General features: G+C 66.8%; 9 protein-coding genes. 6 read left to right on the top strand and 3 right to left on the bottom strand.

Going from position 1 to position 16395, the window contains the following annotated elements:
• Window positions 1–341: 341 nt before the first annotated feature.
• The 3 genes from ACIBI9_RS38995 to ACIBI9_RS38985 form a co-directional block, all read right to left on the bottom strand.
• Entirely contained in the window at window positions 342–1589 is a 1248-nt protein-coding gene (locus ACIBI9_RS38995) for an alginate lyase family protein (RefSeq protein ID WP_397229945.1), read from the bottom strand.
• Between the two features lie 79 nt (window positions 1590–1668).
• On the bottom strand, window positions 1669–4092 hold the full coding sequence (locus tag ACIBI9_RS38990; protein WP_397229943.1) for a glycoside hydrolase family 2 TIM barrel-domain containing protein: 2424 nt from the start codon (window positions 4090–4092) through the stop codon (window positions 1669–1671).
• A gap of 161 nt (window positions 4093–4253) precedes the next feature.
• Complete coding sequence (locus ACIBI9_RS38985; protein ID WP_397229941.1) at window positions 4254–5249, bottom strand: LacI family DNA-binding transcriptional regulator; 996 nt, start codon at window positions 5247–5249, stop codon at window positions 4254–4256.
• 330 nt (window positions 5250–5579) lie between these two features.
• Here ACIBI9_RS38985 and ACIBI9_RS38980 point away from each other — a divergent pair, with 330 nt between their 5' ends.
• The 6 genes from ACIBI9_RS38980 (at window position 5580) to ACIBI9_RS38955 (ending at window position 16383) form a co-directional block, all read left to right on the top strand.
• On the top strand, window positions 5580–8585 hold the full coding sequence (locus tag ACIBI9_RS38980; RefSeq protein ID WP_397229940.1) for a glycoside hydrolase family 2 TIM barrel-domain containing protein: 3006 nt from the start codon (window positions 5580–5582) through the stop codon (window positions 8583–8585).
• A gap of 27 nt (window positions 8586–8612) precedes the next feature.
• Window positions 8613–9524, top strand: coding sequence for an ABC transporter permease (locus ACIBI9_RS38975; protein ID WP_397229938.1), 912 nt, complete (start codon window positions 8613–8615; stop codon window positions 9522–9524).
• Entirely contained in the window at window positions 9518–10468 is a 951-nt protein-coding gene (locus ACIBI9_RS38970) for a carbohydrate ABC transporter permease (protein ID WP_397229936.1), read from the top strand. The genes ACIBI9_RS38975 and ACIBI9_RS38970 overlap by 7 nt, the downstream gene beginning before the upstream one ends.
• 49 nt (window positions 10469–10517) lie before the next feature.
• A complete protein-coding gene (locus tag ACIBI9_RS38965) occupies window positions 10518–12176 on the top strand; it encodes a hypothetical protein (RefSeq protein WP_397229934.1) in 1659 nt (552 codons plus the stop codon).
• Between the two features lie 8 nt (window positions 12177–12184).
• The gene (locus ACIBI9_RS38960; protein ID WP_397229932.1) at window positions 12185–14521 is read left to right on the top strand and encodes a glycosyl hydrolase family 95 catalytic domain-containing protein; all 2337 of its coding nucleotides are present in this window, start codon (window positions 12185–12187) and stop codon (window positions 14519–14521) included.
• A 74-nt stretch (window positions 14522–14595) separates the two neighbouring features.
• Window positions 14596–16383, top strand: a complete 1788-nt coding sequence (locus tag ACIBI9_RS38955) for a putative Ig domain-containing protein (protein WP_397229930.1) — start codon at window positions 14596–14598, stop codon at window positions 16381–16383.
• Window positions 16384–16395 lie beyond the last annotated feature (12 nt).

The raw sequence follows: 16395 nt of genomic DNA, 5'->3' as shown, positions 1-16395 counted from the left end.
CTCGAACCCCGGCTACATCGAGGGCTTCTATAACCCGCGCCGCCGCCACTGCCAACGGCCAGCTCAGCCCCGCCGAATACGAACGCCGACACGCGCTCAAGAACACCCAAGACCTCGACCATGCTGCCGCGTAGTCGCAAGCCCTGATGTGTCCATCGAACCGGGGCAACTCCACGGTCCTGCTTTCGGCCGCCTGCGCTGCGCTCGGCGGGTGCGCTACGTAGCCTGCGGCGACGGTCGCCCCATGGCCAGGGCGAAGAAGCCGTAGGACACGGCGGCCGGGCCGTCCGGCGATGCGACCGTTGAAGTCGGCCGCACCGCTGGTGGAACAAGGCGTCAGCTCACTTCGAGTACATCAAGGTGCCGAAGCCGAGCTGGTCGAAGCCGCCGCTGGTGGAGCCGTAGTCACCGCCGCCGCCCTCCGGGTGGACTGCCTGGGCCATGCGCTGGATGTACGGGACGGACAGGTTGCGGCGCCGCCGGTAGTGGGAGTCGAGCATGGCCCACACCGGCCGGAGTTGCCCGCGCGAGCTGGAGGAGATGGTGGTTTGCTCGTTGTAGGCGCAGTTCGTGCCGCTGCCCCAGGTGTACTTCGTGAACGGCACGTCCTCGCCGAGGTTGTACTTGGCGACGTACTGCGCTGCCTTCATGAACCGGTTGCTGTCGGCGCCGTAGAGGTCGACACCCTGGTTCCAGGCCATCTCGCAGATCGCGCCCATCTGGCCCATGCCCATCATGGTGTGGCCCTGGTCGCGACCGGACTCCTGCCATTGGGCGAGCCCCTGGGAGTCGTAGACGAATGGAACCGCGTTACGAATGGAACCGTTGCCGGCTCCGTTGCGGAAGTAGTTCACGGCCCGGTCGAACATGGGGCCGTCGTCGCACAGGATCCCGATGGCCATGACGGACGCCATGTTGCACAGGTCCCAGTTCGCCCAGTAGTTGGTGATGCAGGCGCCGTTGTGGCTGACCCCGTCGTCGCCGCCGTACAGGAAGTCGTCGTTCATCGGGTAGAAGACCGTGCGCATCATGTTCTGGAAGCGCCCCAGGTCGAAGCCCGGGTACCCGCGCATCAGCTCACCGACGTTGGCGAACTGCCAGCCGTAGATGCCCACGGCCAGGAACCGGTCGGCGTTGCCCTTGATACTGGTGAGTGTGGACGACCAGGCGTTGAGGATGTCGCGGGCGCAGTCGCCGTGCGCGGCGACGCCCTGGATGTGCCAGCGCAGCGCGTTCTGGTACGCGGCCGCGATGTCGTTGTAGAGGATGCCGTAGTTCTGGGGGTCGCTGCCGCCGCGGTAGACCGTCGCCTGTGGTCTGGGCGTCCACGAGGGTTGCGAGTGCGAGTTGGCGATCAGCCGGTTCCAGCCGGACCGCCACGGATCTTCGCCCGCGGCCACCTTGACCTTCGCACGGTTGATGTCACCGGCGTTGTGCAGGCCGCCCGGGTGGCTGAACGTGGCCGGTGCCGCGTTCGCCCGCCCGGGGATCGACGCGAGCCCGAGCGCGCCTGTCGCTCCAGCGGCAGTGAGCGCGCCCGCCGTCTTGAGGAATCCTCGGCGGCTTGTCAGGTCTAAGTTTCTCTTCATGCAGAAATTCCCCTCAATTCTTCAGAGGCTGTATGAACCAGAGAGATGCCGGAACGACTGCGATTGACCTCCTTTCATGTCAGCGACCGAGGACTCGCACCTCCTTGATCTCGGCTGGAATCTCCGGGAACACGAGTTTCACCGCGTGGAGGGGGCGTCCTTGCAGGTCGAATGACATCCGCCGCTCGGTGGTGCCGGTGGCCACCTCCTCGTCGGCGTGGCCGTCGGAAACCTCCAGCCGGTACGGCACGGCGTCCGGCTCGCCGAGGAGCACCGTGACGGTGTCCACTCGCCACAGGCCCTCGAGGTCGATGCGGATCCAGGCGCCCGGCTGGTTCGTGGCGCTGATCCAGCCCGCGTCGGTGGAGTAGTCCGTGATCAGGTGCGCCGGGCGGTCGGCCGGTGAGCCGCTGCTGAAGACTGGCCGCTTGGCCGACAGCAGGCGCGGGGTGTCGGAGGAGGGCGCGAAAGAGAGCGAGGGCGGCCCGGGGGGCAGGCGGCGAGGCCGGCCACGCCACCGTTCCCCGCCGAGGGCCTCGATGGTCAGCTCCGCCGGCGTCAGTTCGTCCGCGCTGGCCCGCAGCGTGTTGGGGCCGGCGAAGTAGGAGCGGAACTCGATCGCGCCGACCCCGTCGAGCAGGCCGTGGTTCTCGGGGGACAGCGTGATCGAGGTTCCCGTGGGGAAGATGCCGCCGCCCTCGGCGACCTCGATGCGTACGGGGCGCTCGTCGGCGACGACGTGGCCCGACGCGTCGACCAGTTCCACCATGATCAGCGCGTCGTCGGTGCCGTCGGTGGTGATCGTCATGCGGTCCGCGCTCAGCCGCAGGGCGGTCGCGGTGCCCGGGAGGGGCCACGGGGGCGGTTCGATGCCCCGAAGCTCGCGGCGGTACCAGTACCAGGACCTCAGGGGGAGGCGGAAGTAGTCGATGAACCCCATGCGGCCCATGTCGGGCACGATGCTGCCGTGGTGGATGCCGCACCACAGGGCGATGCCTGACCGCCACGCGTGCGGGGTGTCGACGCCGTAGGCGTACCGCGGGCCGTAACTGCCGGGACGGTCCTCGATGACGCTGCCGTACTCGGAGACCAGGTTGGGCCACGGCGGCTTGTGGTAGAGCGACGCTCCGTCGCCGTTGTAGCCGGCCACATCCCCGAGCTCGTCGAAGCCGCGGCGCTGCGCGCCGCCCACCGCGGCCGGCCGGGTGGGGTCGAGCTCGTGGACCAGCTCGACCAGGCGCCGGGTCAGGTCCTTGGCCTGCGGGATCACCTCGTCGTCGCTGAAGAAGACCTCGTTGCCGGTGCTCCACGTGATGATGCTCGGGTGGTTGCGGTTGACGCGGATCATCTCCGCCATCGCGCGAAGGCAGCTGTCCTCGAACTCCGCGCGGTCGGCTTCGTTCGGTGGGTAGGCGCTGGCGGTCCAGAAGCCTTCGGCGTTCTCCCCGCCGATGCCCCAGAAGCACAGCTCCGACCAGAACAGCACGCCCTGGCGGTCACACTCTGCGGCGAACTGCTCGTGGTGGGGGTAGTGTGCTCCGCGGATGAAGTTCATGCCGCTCTCGCGGATGAGCGCCACATCGCGGCGGATGCCGCTGTGGGTGGCCGCGTCGCACCATCCGGCTCGATCCTGGTGCACGTTGGCCCCGTGGATGGGCAGGTGCTCACCGTTCAGGAAGAAGCCCTGGTCGGCGGTGAACTCGACGGTGCGCACCCCGAAGGTGGTGACGGCCTCGTCCAGGCAGTGCTCGTCCTGGACCAGGCGCTGCTGCAGCGTGTAGAGGTGTGGCGTGTCGGGATGCCACAGCCGCGCCCGGGGCAGGGTGAACTCCTGATGGCACGTGCTCGTGGCTCCGGCCCGCACCGACGCGCTCCGGCTCAACCGCAGGACCGGCTCCCCGGCCAGGCGGATCTCGGCGGTCAGGTCGCCCTCGAAGTCCGCGTCGCCGTCGTTGACGAGCTCGGTGGTCACCTCGATGACGGCGTCGCCGTCCAGCAGCCGCCGGGTGGTGACGAAGGTGCCGTACCAGGCGATGCGGGCGCGTTCGGCCACGATCAGCGCGACGTCACGGTAGATGCCGCCGTTGAAGGTGTGCTCTCCGGCGCGGGGCGCCAGCCGCGGATTCCATTCGTTGCTGACCCGTACGGCGAGCTGGTTGGCCCCGGCGCGCACGGCGGTGGAGATGTCGATCGGGAAGGCCGTGTAGCCGCCGAGGTGCCGGCCGACCCGCCTTCCGTTGACGTACACCTCGGCGTCCTGGAACACGCCCTGGAACTCCAGCGCGAGATACTTGCCGAGGTCCTCGGGGCGTACGTCGAGGACACGCCGGTAGACGCCGCGGCCGACGTAGAAGCCGGTTTCCAGGAAATATGGGATGCCGAAGGAGTGTGGCAGGCCGACGTCGTAGAAGTCTCCGTCGTCGAAGTCCTCGGCGACCGCGCCGACGGGGTCGCCATAGGAGAACTTCCACGCCCTGTTGATGAGCTCTTTGCGACGGGTCATGACACGCGCATCGTTGTGGTGGAGGGCAAGGGCACGATGAGCAGCTCTCGGGAAGGGATTTGAGGATGCCGTGAACGTTCACGCCATGGGTCGTGAACGTTCACGGCGCTCTGTGAAACCTCACCGTAAAGAGCGGGTGCTCTTGTGTCAATCAGTGTGTGTCAAGCGGATTCGCGCCACAGCATGTGCGGGCGCACCGTACGCCGCATGGATGGCAGTTCGCCGAAGTCGGCTGCGGCCAGCGCGTCGGCGATGTCCAGCGCGTTGCTCACCAGCGCGTGGCGATCGATGGATACCGTCGTCAACCTCGGATGCACGGCCTCGCCCAGAGTGAGACCGTCGAGGCCGCAGATCCTCACCTGGCCGGGCACGTCGATGCCGAGCGCGTGCGAGGTCTGCACCGCGCCGATCGCCATGAGGTCGTTGAAGACCAGCACCGCGTCCATATCCGGATGAGCGCCGACGAGTTCGGCGAACGCCCGTCCGCCACCCGCCATCGTTTCCTCGCCCACGACGACCATCTCCGCCGACCCGGTCCCGGCGAACTCCTCGAAGTACCCACGCCGCGGGGACGGCACGTAGGTGGGCAAGGTGCGCAGGGAGTAGGCGGAATCGATCATGCCGATGCGCCGCGCGCCCTTGCCGCGCAGGGCCTCGATCGCTTGGCGCACGCCTTCGCGGATGTCGACTTCGACGGAGTGCATGCCAGGGAGCCTGCTGGTCCGCTCCAACATCACGAGCGGGATGCCGCGGCTGGCCTTGAGGAGGTCGTCGTCGTCCTGGGCGAAGTGCCCGACGAACAGGTCCACCTGACCTGACAGCATGTCGAGCGCGCTGGCCTCGTCCTCCGTCTCGGTCGAGGCCATCACCACGTGCCAGTCGCGCTCGGCCGCGGTGTTGAGCAGGTCGCCGGCGATCTCGGTGAAGTACGGGTTCCGGAAGGAGGCCACTAAATAGCCCATCGCGCGCGTCTTCTTCCGCACCACCAGGTTGCGGGCGAACCGGCTCGGCCGGTATCCGAGCCGCTGGCAGGCTTCCAGCACGCGCTGCTTGGTCTGTTCGTTGATCTCTCCCATGTCGTTGATGGCCCGGGTCACGGTCTGCCGGGAGACCCCGGCGGCCTGGGCCACGTCGTTGATCGTCACACGTTTCGCCATCGCCGTCCTAGGTTTGTTGCCTGAATCGATCGTACTGACGGAGCAGGGTCACAAGCCGCCGTCGTTCATGACGACCTGCGGAGTCTGCCTGAATCACCACTATTGACAGCCAAACCACCGATGTTTAGGTTGTGTTTCACGCCAGTGTCGTGAACGTTCACGGTACCTGCTCCGTGAACGTTCACGACACTGGTCCCCGCCCCTGCAACCTGTGCCACGGCATCAAGGCGAGACTGCGCCCCAGAGCTCTCCCTGTCTGAAGGGTCGTTTTACCAGGTAGCGGGCGAGCGTGCGGATCCCATCCATCATCTTCCATGGGCCGGTAGAACATTGTTTTTCAGCGAAGCAGTCCGTAACGTCTCATCCTTCGAGCCAGGCGCAGGCCGGCTTAAGCCCCGGGCCAGCTCGGCCAGTAGCGCCCGCTCCATCTCCCTCGACGGTAATTGGACGTTTCACCTGGCTCCCAGCCTTCGGGAAATGAGCGACGGCTTCGAGAGCCCTGACTTCGACGATTGCGCCTGGGCGGTGCTGCGAGTGCCTGGCTCGTGGCAGATGGAAGGTCTCCGTGCTCCCGACGGCACCCTGCTGGAGCACGGGAAGGCGCGGTTCGGAAGGCCCGCGTACACCAATCAGATCTACCCGTTCCCGATCGACCCGCCTCACCCTCCGGACGCCAACCCGACGGGGGAGTACCGCCGGGCCTTCAAAATGGACAGGCTTGGAGTCGCGAGCTGGGTGTTGCGGTTCGAAGGTGTGGACTCCCACTTCACGGTGTGGCTCAACGGGGTGGAGCTCGGCTGGGGCACCGGCAGCAGGCTGCCGACCGAATTCGACGTGACGCACGCCCTGCGGGAGGGACCGAATCTCCTGGCCGTCCGGGTGCATCAGTGGTCGGCGGCGAGCTACCTGGAAGACCAGGACATGTGGTGGATCTCCGGGATCTTTCGCTCGGTCTCCCTGGCCGAACGACCGGCCGGCGCCATCGGTGACCACTTCGTGAACGCCGACTTCGATCACGAGACAGGCGAGGGCATCCTCCGGGTCGAGACCGACGTCCTGGCCGTCGTCGACATCCCGGAGCTGGGCATCACTGACCTGCCGGTGGGCGAGAGCCTCCGCATACCCGGGGTCAGCCCATGGAGCGCCGAGACACCGAGGTTGTACACGGGAGTGCTCAGGAGCGAGGGGGAGTCCATCGAGCTCCGGATCGGGTTCCGGACCGTTCGGGTCGTGGACGGGCTCGTCACCGTCAACGGTTCGCCGGTGCGCTTCCGCGGCGTCAACCGGCACGAGTGGCACCCGGAGACAGGCCGCACGCTGGACCCGGAGACGATGCTGGCCGATGTCCTGCTGATGAAGCAGCACAACGTCAACGCGGTGCGGACCAGCCACTATCCGCCGGACAGCCGTTTCCTCGACCTGTGCGACGAGTACGGCCTGTGGGTGATCGACGAGTGCGATCTCGAGACCCACGGGTTCGGTCAGGTCGGCTGGGATCGCAACCCTTCGGCGGACCCACGTTGGCGATCTGCCTACCTGGACCGGGTCGCGCGCATGGTCGAGCGCGACAAGAATCACCCTTCCGTGATCATGTGGTCGATGGGCAACGAGTGCGGCGTCGGCGACAACCTCCGCGCGATGGCCGAATGGGCGCGCCGCCGTGACAGCACTCGGCTCATTCACTACGAGGGCGACTACGACAGCTCCTACGCCGACGTCTACAGCAGGATGTATGTGGAGCTGAATGAACTCGAACTGATCGGCTTGGGTGCCGACGAGCGCACGGTGGATGCCGGGGCCGATGCCCATCGTCGCGCGCTTCCGGTCATCCTCTGCGAGTACGCCCATGCCATGGGCAACGGCCCCGGTGGCCTGGCGGAGTACGAGGAGCTGTTCGACCGGTACCCGCGGCTGCACGGTGGATTCGTCTGGGAGTGGATCGACCACGGCATCCTGCAGCGCGCGGCAGAAGGTCCAAACGCCGGGCAGCTGTTCCACGCCTACGGCGGGGATTTCGGGGAGGTCGTGCACGACGGCAACTTCATCGCGGACGGCCTCGTCTTCCCCGACCGGACCCCGTCTCCCGGGCTGGTGGAGTACAAAGCGGCGATCGCGCCGGTCGTCCTGTCCATCGATGACAGCGACGGGATCACGCTGACCGTCCGGAGCAGGTTCGATCACATTGACACCTCCGGCCTGGTCTTCCGGTGGCTGCTCGAAGAGGACGGCGCCGAGCTGGTCCACGGCACCGTCGAGGTCCCTCCCGTCCCTCCGCGTGGCACGATCCGGGTCCGGCTCGACGACGCCATCGCCGAGCCGGCCGCCGACGCTTCAGGCGAGATCGTCCTCACCGTTCATGCGTCGCAGGCCAAGGAGCGCGATGGGGTGCCCGCAGGCCACGAGATCGCCTTCGCGCAACGGATCCTGGCCGGTGCCCGGCAGCACGCGCACAGCCGAGTCGAGGGCCCTCCGGTCACGGTGTCCCAGGACGGGTACCGCCTCGGGAACGCCGAATTCCGCTCCGACGGGCGACTTGTCATGCTGGGCGAGTTGCCTGTGCTCAGCCCTCTTCTGGATCTCTGGCGTGCGCCCACGGACAACGACCTGGCCGGGCTGGGACAGGCGAAAGCCTGGCGTGATCTCGGCCTGGACCGGCTGGAGCACCGCACCGCGCGGGTGCAGGCAATCGATGACGAACTCGTCGTCGAAACGGTCAGCATGGCCGCCGGGCGGGAAGCCGGGATGCGGACGCAAATGATCTGGTCCGCGTGCCCGGACGGCGAGCTCGAGCTGCGCGTTCACCTGAGCCCGGTCGGCAGGTTCGACACCGATCTCGCCGCCCTCATCCACGATTCCCGCCGCGTGAGGCGAGGCACCGTACCGCGCCTGGGCATACGCCTCGGGCTTCCGGGCGGCGATGCGACTCTCGACTGGTACGGCCTCGGCCCGGGCGAGAACTACCGCGACAGCCGGCTGTCGGCCCGGCTCGCCCGCCACCGGGCCACCGTGTCCGAGCTGCAAACCCCCTACCTGCGCCCCCAGGAGAACGGCAACCGCAGTGCCGTCCGATTCGCGGAGATCTCCTGGTCGACGGGCGAACGGCTGCGCGTCACCGCACCCTCGGGCGTCGACGTGACGCTGCGGCCCTGGACCAGCGGAGCACTGGACGCGGCGCGGCACACCACCGACCTGGTCCCGGACGGACGGCTCTGGCTCAACCTCGACCTCGCCCACTACGGGCTGGGCTCGGCGTCCTGCGGCCCCGACGCATGGCCGGCCCACCGGTTGTACCCCCACACCTGCTCCCTCCTGGTCCGCCTTGCCCAGGTGCGGTGACGCACGAATCCCGAAAGGAGAACCGCGATGGGATGGCGTGCCGCCAGACGGAGCTTCCGCCGCTATTGGCAGCTCTACCTGCTGCTCGTGGTGCCGTTGGCCTACTTCGTGATCTTCAAGTACATCCCCATGACGAACGCCGTCATCGCGTTCAAGGATTACAACGTCGTCGACGGGATCTGGGGCAGCGAATGGGTCGGCCTCAAGCACTTCTCCGCGTTTTTCTCCAATCCCGTTTTCTGGAAGCTGGTCGAGAACACCTTCCTGCTGTCGGTGTACTTCCTCCTGGCAGGCTTTCCCATCCCGATCATCCTGGCCCTTGCGCTCAACGAGGTCCGGCTGCGTTCCTTCAAACGCACGGTCCAGATGGTCACCTATGCGCCCTACTTCATCTCCACCGTGGTCGTCGTCTCCATGGTGATCCTGATCCTCTCGCCACGGATCGGGCTCATGGACAAGGCCTTCGGATTCTTCGGCGTCAACGCGCCTAACCTGCTGGGCGATGCCGACTACTTCCGGCACATCTATGTGTGGAGTGACATCTGGCAGACGGCGGGATATTCAGCCGTCGTCTACATGGCCGCGCTGTCAGGCATCGACCCCAGCCTGTACGAGGCGGCCCGAGTCGACGGAGCGACGCGCCTGCAGAAGATCATCCACGTCGACATCCCCGGCATCATGCCGACCGCGATCATCATCCTGATCCTCGGTGTCGGCAACATCATGGCGATCGGCTTCGAAAAGGCGTTTCTCCTGCAGAACCCGCTCAACCTCGGCAAGTCCGAGATCATCGCCACCTACGTCTACAAGGTCGGGTTGCTGAACGCCGACTTCAGCCAGGCCACCGCAGTGGGCCTGTTCAACTCGGCGATCAATCTGCTGCTGCTCATCGGGGTCAACTTCGTCGCCAAGCGTGTTTCCGGGAGTGGTCTGTGGTGACCGACACGATGTTGCAGATCGCGCAGAAGAGCGGTCCGGCGCACAGAGCCCGCCGCCGTCCGAAGCGGGTCAGGGACTCCGGGGTCGACCGCCTCTTCATGGTGTGCGTCTATCTTCTGCTCGTCACCTTCCTCGCGGTCGTGCTCCTGCCGTTGATCTACATCGTGGCCAGCTCCTTCAGCAGCCCCAACGCCGTCTCGTCCGGCCGGGTGTGGCTGTGGCCGGTCGATTTCTCGATCCGGGGCTACGAGGTGGCGCTGGGCAATCCGCAGATCGTGAAGGGGTTCGCCAATTCGCTCTTCTACACCGTCGCGGGAACGATCGTCAACGTCGTGCTCACGATCGCCATCGCCTATCCGCTCTCCCGTAAGGATTTCTTCGGACGCAACGTCATCACCGGGTTCATCGTCTTCACGATGATCTTCGCGGGCGGGCTCATCCCCACGTACCTGGTGGTGCAGAAACTGGGCCTGCTCGACACGCGCTGGGCGCTGATCGTGCCGGGGGCGATCGGCGTCTGGCAGGTCATCATCGCCCGCGCCTACCTGCGGCACAGCATTCCCGAGTCGCTCTACGAGGCTGCCGAGATCGACGGGGCGGGCAGCCTGCGGGTGCTGTGGTCGATGGTGCTGCCTCTGGCCAAGCCCATGATCGCGGTCATAGCCCTGATGTACGCGATCCAGCAGTGGAACTCGTACTTCGACGCCCTGCTCTATCTCAAGAGCGATGACCTCTACCCGCTCCAGCTCGTGCTGCGGAACGTGGTCATCCTCAACACGCAGAGCGGCCCACAGAACATCACCAGCGTGCTGGAACGTCAGCAGCTCGCCGACCTGCTCAAATACTCCCTCATCGTCATTTCCACGGTCCCCGTGCTGCTGATCTATCCGTTCGTTGCCCGCTATTTCACCAAGGGCATCATGGTCGGCGCGATCAAGGGATAGTCCGTCGGCCGGCCCCTGTCACCCCCCAATCCCACGAAAGGCACCACCCATGTCCACCCTTCCCAGGAAGCAAGCGGCGCTGCTGGCCGCGCTGTCGCTGGCCGTCCTGTCCATCGCTGCCTGCTCGTCCGATGAGAAGCCGGCCGCATCGGCGGGACGGGGAGGAGCCACCGAGCTCACGGTCTTCGCCCCGCAGAACGCCAATCAGGATTTGCAGGCGTCCGACTTCACCAAGCTGCTCAGCGAAAAGTTCAAGATTGATTTCAAATTCCAGACGACGAGCTTCGACGCCGGTCCGGCCGCGGAGAAGCGGCAGATCTCGCTGGCCAGCGGCGACTATCCCGACCTGTATCTGCTCATTTCGTGGGTGGACCAGTTCAATCGGGCGGAGCTGCTCAAGCTTTCCAAGCAGGGCGTGATCCTGCCGCTCAACGATCTGATCGCCAAGTACGCGCCCAACATCCAGAAGGCGCTGGAGACGAACCCCGCCTACAAGGCCCTGGCCACCGCGCCTGACGGCAAGATCTACGGCCTTCCGCAGTGGAACGACTGCTTCCACTGCTCCTACCAGGGCAAGCTGTGGATAAACTCGGCCTGGCTGAAGGAGCTCGGACTGTCCATGCCGAAGACGACCGAGGAGATGCGCGCAGTCCTGCGGGCCTTCAAGACCAAGGATCCCAACGGGAACGGCAAGGCTGACGAGATCCCGCTCAGTTCCTCCACCGTGGACATGGTTCTGCCGTACTTCATGAATTCCTTCATCTACGACCCGGAAAGCAGCGAGGCCACCGTCCCCACGCTGGCGTTGAACAGCGGCAAGGTCCAGTTCCAGCCCATGCAGGAGAAGTGGCGTGAGGGTCTGCGCTACGTCGCCTCGCTGTACAAGGAAGGGCTCATCGACCCGGGCGCCTTCACCCAGAACCGGGACGCGCTCAAGGCCAAGGGCGACAACGCCGACGAGGTGATCGTCGGAGCGGCGACCATGCTGCACCCGGCGATCCTGGTCACCCTCGGCCAGAAGGATGGGCGGGACGAGGACTACAACGCGGTGTCGCCGCTCACCGGCCCCGACGGGGTCGCCTACACCTCCTACCGTCCGGCCAGCACCCCCGGCGCCACGTTCGTCCTGACGAACAAGGCCGCCGAACAGGACCAGATCGCCGCCATCAAGATGCTCGACTACATCTTCAGCGACGAGGGCCACCTGCAGGGGGAGTTCGGTAAGGAGGGCGTGAACTGGAAGAAGCCCGAGAAGGGCGACGTGGCCCTCGACAAGAACCTGAAGCCCCTCTTCAAGGTGATCCCCGCCGCCCCGGACGCGCCGCCGTCCAACACCGCCTGGGGTGCGCTCGCGCAGTACAACAGCACCAGGGCGTTCCGTGAGGCGCAGGTCCAGCCGACCGACATCTATGAACCAGAAGGCTACGAGCGCAGGCTGTTCGAGGCCACCAAGCTGTATGAGGGCAAGGAGCCGAAAGAGCAGATCTTCCCCTACTGGAACCTGTGGCTCGGCACCGACGTGGCCGGCGAGACGGCGACGCTGCAGACCAACCTCCAGAACTACGTGACCCAGTCCAACCTGGAGTTCGTGACCGGCAAGAAGAACATCGACAGCGACCAGGACTGGACCGCCTACCTGGAGGGCCTCAACGGCCTCGGCCTCCAGCGATACCTGCAGATCCAGCAGCAGGCCTACGACGCCCAGTGAGATCCGACATGACCGAACGCCACCGCATCCGGCTGGCCACCCCCGCCACCGCCTTTCATGACACCTTCCTCCTGGGGAACGGCAGCCTGGGAGCCACGGTGTACGGGCGAGCCGGGACTGAGCGCGTCGACCTCAACCTCGACACCGTCTGGTCGGGCGGTCCGACGAGTCCGGAGACCGGCCCTCCGGCCGCCCGGCTGCTCCCCGATCTGCGCAAGGCGATCCGCGAGCGCGATCACCTGCGCGCGGACGAACTCGCCCGCTCGCTGCAGGGTCCCGGCTACACCCAGTCCTATCAGCCGATCGGGTGGCTGGAGTGGACATACGCCCCTGACCAGCAGGTCGAGGGCTACATCCGCGAGCTCGATCTGGCCGGGGCGGTCGCGAGCACGGCCTACGGGCCAGTGCGGATGGAGAGCTTCGTCTCGGCACCCGACGGGGTTCTCGTGATGTCGGTCACGGGCGGCGACGAGGTCAGGCTGCCCACGTTCCGTTCCGAGCATCCGGCCGTGGAGGTCGCGCAGCGGGAGGCGGATGGCGTCCAGTGGCTGGTGGCCACCGGGCGCGCGCCCGCGCACGTGCTGCCGAACTACGTGGACCGGGAGCCCGCCGTCGTCCACGCGGCCGATGAACCCGGCGCGACGGGCAGCGTTCCGGCCGGCATGGGATTCGCCGTCGTCGTAGCGGTGCACCGAGCCGCTCCCGGCGAGGTTCGGCTCATCGCGGCCGCGGCAAGCGGGTTCCGCGGCTTCCACCGGCAGCCGAGCGCGGACCGCCGGTCGATCGCCGCCGAAGCCGAAGAGCACGTCGCGCGAGCCCTGTCCACCGAGACGTCGAAGCTGCGGGCGCGGCATCGCGAGGATTACCGCGACTACTTCGACCGGGCCGATCTGGACCTGTCGGCCTCGGGGCTCGAGGCGGCCGGGGCCGAGCTCTTCTTCCACCTCGGCCGGTACCTGCTGATCTCGAGCTCCCGTCCGGGCACCCAGGCGGCCAACCTCCAGGGCATCTGGAACCTCGACGTCCGTCCCGGCTGGAGCTGCAACTACACCACCAACATCAACCTTCAGATGAACTACTGGGCGGCGGAGTCCTCCGGCCTCCCCGAACTGCACGAGCCGCTGTTCGAGCTGACGCGCGAGCTCGTCGAGAGCGGAGCGCTGACGGCCACCCGGCACTATGCGGCCGGCGGTTCGGTGGTTCACCACAACACCGACATCTGGCGGTTCTCGACGCCGGTGCACGGCGATCCCCAGTGGGCCAACTGGCCGTCGGGGCTCCTGTGGTTGTCGGCTCACCTCTGGGACCACCTCGACTACGGGGCCGGCGACGCGTTCGCCGTCGAGTTCGCTCTGCCCGTCTTCGGGTCAATGGCGCGATTCGCGCTGGACATGCTCGTTCCGGACGAGCAAGGCGAGCTCGTGATGAGCCCCTCGACCTCACCCGAGCACCACTTCCTCGTCGGCGCGTCGGGCCACGCGGCCGTGTCCGAGGGGTCGGCGATGGATCAGGAGCTGGCCTGGGAGACGCTGTCGCGGTACGTCAGCCTGGCTCAGCGATACGCCTCGGAGGAGGACGACGCCGAGCTGGCCGTGCGGGCGCGGGCAGCGCTGGCGAACCTGCGCAACGTCGCCATCGGATCAACCGGCGAGCTGCTCGAATGGTACGACGAGCGGCCACCGCGCGAGCCCGGCCATCGCCACCTGTCCCACCTGTACGGCCTGTATCCGGGCACCCGCATCACCGAAGCCGCCACGCCCGCCTACTTCGAGGCGGCACGCCGGGCGCTGCGTCACCGGCTGGAGCACGGCAGCGGCTACACCGGATGGAGCCAGGCGTGGATCCTCTGCCTGGCCGCGCGCCTGCGTGACGCCGAGCTCGCCGAGCAGGCGATCGCGGTCCTGCTCGGCGAGCTGAGCTCGCAGTCCCTGCTCGATCTGCACCCGCACGACGACTGGCCGGGCGGCAACATCTTCCAGATAGACGGCAATCTGGGCGCGGTCGCCGGAATGACCGAGCTGCTCGTACAGAGCCACGAGGGCGCCATCAGCCTGCTCAAAGCCCTTCCTTCTGGCTGGCGCAACGGATCCGTACGAGGCGTCCGCTGCCGCGGCGGGCACCAGATCGACCTCACCTGGCGAGCGGGAACATTGGTGAGCGCGGACATCACGGTCGGCCGGCCCGGACAAGTGGTGATCGAGATACCCGGCGACACCCCGCCCCTGAACCTCGTCGACGAAAACGGCACCAGAGTGCCTCTTGCCGCGGCCGGCGGAGCGATTCCCGGACGCCTCCGCCTGTCATGGAACGGCACGCTCAAGCGTCGTTACACGGCCCGCGCCTGAGCGGCTCGACAACCCCGAGGGGCGCTTCACCCCTGGCCTCAAGTGACCGACCCACCCCCCGAAGGAGCCTCTCCATGACCGACCCACAAGGCACCGGACTGACCCGGCGCACGTTATTCCAGGCCGCGGGCGCCACCGCCGCCGCGTACTCGTTGATCGGCACGATGACCGGCACCGCGAGTGCGGACGACAGGCTGGAGGCCGCCGACCGGCTGGTGGTGTACCCCATCCCGGCCGGGGTGCCGACCAACGCGAGTTTCTCCGTCAAGGCCCGTACGCCGAACGGCCAGTGGACACCGGTACCGGTCTACCGCGCCCAGGCGAAGATCATCAACGAGACGACGGGCGGCGGCGTCGTCAAGAACTCCTCGGTCGCCACCTTCGACTTCAACGGCACCGTGGAGGTCGCGGTCACCTCGGCCAAGGGCGCCATCGGCAAGGCGCGGATTCGCCCGCTGTCGTACGGCACCCAGTGCACGGTGGACGGCGACACCGTCACCTTCACCCTCACCGAATCGCGCAACCTCTCCATCGAGATCGACGGCGACATCTTCGACAACCTGCAGCTGCACGCCAACCCGATCGAGTGGCGGCGGCCCGAACCCGATGACCCCGATGTCATCTACTTCGGCCCCGGCCTCCACACCGTCAATGGCGGCGTGGTGACGGTGCCCAGCGGCAAGACGGTGTACCTGGCCGGCGGCGCGGTGCTGAAGGCCCGGGTGGAGTTCGACGGGGTCGAGAACGCCCGGCTGCTCGGCCGGGGCGTGCTGTGGAACTCGGACTACGCCGGCGTTCTGGTGGCGTTCTCCCACAACATCGAGATCGACGGCATCATGGTGCTCAATCCGCGCGCGGGCTACTCAGTCACGGTCGGCCAGTCCAAGCAGGTCGTCATCCGCAACCTTCACCACTACAGCGCCGGCCAGTGGGGCGACGGCATTGACATATTCTGCAGCGAGGACGTGCTGATCGAGGGCGTCTACCTGCGGACGTCCGACGACTGCATCGCCATCTACGGCCACCGCTCGAACTTTTACGGCGACGTGCGGAACGTCGTCGTCCGCAACTCCACGCTCTGGGCGGATGTCGCGCATCCGGTGAACATCGCCACGCACGGCAACACCGACAAGCCGGAGGTCCTCGAGAATCTGGTCTTCAGCAACATCGACGTCCTCGACCACCGCGAGCCGCAGATCGGTTACCAGGGCTGCTTCTCCCTCAACCCGGGCGACAGCAACCTGCTCCGCAACGTCCGCATCCAGGACGTGCGCGTGGAGGACTTCCGCTGGGGCCAGCTCATCAACATGAAGGTGATGTACAACACCAAGTACAACACGTCGGTCGGCCGGGGCATCGAGGACGTGTACGTCCGGAACCTGAAGTACGACGGCACCCACGCCAACATGTCACTGATCGTCGGCTACGACGCGGACCACGCCATCAAGAACGTCACCTTCCAGAACCTGACGATCAACGGCACGGTCATCGCGAAGACCATGAAGAAGCCCGGCTGGTTCCTGGAGACGGACTTCGTGCCGATGTTCGTCAACGAGCACGTCAAGGACCTGCGCTTCCTGGACTCCGCCGCGCCCGCGTCCACCGTCGCGCCGGAGATCACCAGCGCGGGCGAGGCCACGGCCACCGCGCGTCAGGTCTTCAACCACCTCATCACCGCCGCGGGGCTGCCGACGTCGTTCAACGCCGACGGCCTGCCGAAGGGCCTCACGGTCGACCAGAACACCGGTCTGATCTCCGGAACGCCTCAGGTCCCCGGCACGTACACGGTGACCGTCTCGGCCACCAACAGCGTAGGCACGGCGACGAAGTCCCTCACCGTCACCGTCGGGCACCCCGCCTGAGCAAGGAGTCAC

It is taken from the genome of Nonomuraea sp. NPDC050451, assembly GCF_044458585.1.
This window is presented reverse-complemented; position numbering and strand designations above follow the sequence as displayed.

Coding starts and splice junctions, on each gene's coding strand:
- ACIBI9_RS38995 (WP_397229945.1), bottom strand. CDS start 1,589: ATGAAGAGAAACTTAGACCTGACAAGCCGCCGAGGATTCCTCAAGACG.
- ACIBI9_RS38990 (WP_397229943.1), bottom strand. CDS start 4,092: ATGACCCGTCGCAAAGAGCTCATCAACAGGGCGTGGAAGTTCTCCTAT.
- ACIBI9_RS38985 (WP_397229941.1), bottom strand. CDS start 5,249: ATGGCGAAACGTGTGACGATCAACGACGTGGCCCAGGCCGCCGGGGTC.
- ACIBI9_RS38975 (WP_397229938.1), top strand. CDS start 8,613: ATGGGATGGCGTGCCGCCAGACGGAGCTTCCGCCGCTATTGGCAGCTC.
- ACIBI9_RS38965 (WP_397229934.1), top strand. CDS start 10,518: ATGTCCACCCTTCCCAGGAAGCAAGCGGCGCTGCTGGCCGCGCTGTCG.
- ACIBI9_RS38960 (WP_397229932.1), top strand. CDS start 12,185: ATGACCGAACGCCACCGCATCCGGCTGGCCACCCCCGCCACCGCCTTT.
- ACIBI9_RS38955 (WP_397229930.1), top strand. CDS start 14,596: ATGACCGACCCACAAGGCACCGGACTGACCCGGCGCACGTTATTCCAG.